Origin of the sequence: Psychrobacter phenylpyruvicus DSM 7000 = NBRC 102152, from assembly GCF_000685805.1 — a bacterium.
Classification (GTDB): domain Bacteria; phylum Pseudomonadota; class Gammaproteobacteria; order Pseudomonadales; family Moraxellaceae; genus Psychrobacter; species Psychrobacter phenylpyruvicus.
Map to the genome: position 1 here is coordinate 1 of NZ_JMKP01000106.1, position 1,013 is coordinate 1,013.

Genomic DNA, 1,013 nt, shown 5'->3' on the forward strand with positions numbered 1-1,013 from the left:
TGAGTTTGAGAGACGATACTATGATAGCCTTAATGAGTCAGACAAAGCTGCCTGACTCAAGCAATCCACTCTCCGATATAGTCGGGGCGGTTCACCTCTTGCTGTGCCTCTATTGTTCGATTATTGAATATATAATTATTATTTTCGCTCTGACCGTTATTGGCATTATTTTCAACATGAGTTACACCTATCTCGTTATTAGTAGCTGCATTATTAGTTGACGTATAACCATTATTAGCAGAGGGTATGCTTACATATTTATCAACACTTTGAACTTGATTGGTAGTAAATTGATTGCCCTGACTATCTACAAATAAAGGATAAAAGTTATTACCATCACTTCCATAGCCGTGTGACCACAGTAAATTACCCTCTTGATTGATAATAGTCGTGCTATCAATATGTCTACCTCCTACATAAGGTGTAAACATTTTAGAAGGATCATAGTTTTTATAACCCTTAGGTAATTTAATTGGTGGTAGCGCACTGACTGAATTAGACGCTTTATCCTTAACTAAGACATCTGATCCTTGAATATAAAGTTCATAATGTCCACCCTTACTAGTTGTGCCTTGTATTGGAACAAACTGTCCATTTTCAAATTTGTAGTCTGTAGCACTTATCTTATATGAACTTGAAGATGATGGTATATGGTTAGGGAGTATAGTAGCATTTACATTGCTAAATGAGCCTCTGTTATTTTGAGGTATGGTATCTCTTGATTGATTACCAGAACCTTTTAGACCTTGTTCTTTTAATAACAAATCCATTTCAATGATATTATCATCTAATTTTTTTTGCTCATTAGCAATATATTCCTGTTGTTTCTTAGCAGCAGCTATTGCTTTATCATATTGAGCAAGTTTAATTGCCGTTTCTGACTCTAGCTTACTATTAAATTCAACTGTATCATTACGATATGAACCGCCCCGACTATATCGGAGAGTGGATTGCTTGAGTCAGGCAGCTTTGTCTGACTCATTAAGGCTATCATAGTATCGTCTCTCAAACTC

1 protein-coding gene is annotated in these 1,013 nt (G+C 35.6%); it reads right to left on the reverse strand.

Annotated elements, in window-relative coordinates; translation table 11 throughout:
* Positions 1-56: 56 nt before the first annotated feature.
* On the reverse strand, positions 57-770 hold the full coding sequence (locus G561_RS0113640; RefSeq protein WP_028860009.1) for a hypothetical protein: 714 nt from the start codon (positions 768-770) through the stop codon (positions 57-59).
* Between the last annotated feature and the right edge of the window lie 243 nt (positions 771-1,013).

What these genes read in the sequence shown, in the direction of transcription:
- G561_RS0113640 (WP_028860009.1), bottom strand. Translation starts at nt 770, where the DNA reads ATGGATTTGTTATTAAAAGAACAAGGTCTAAAAGGTTCTGGTAATCAA.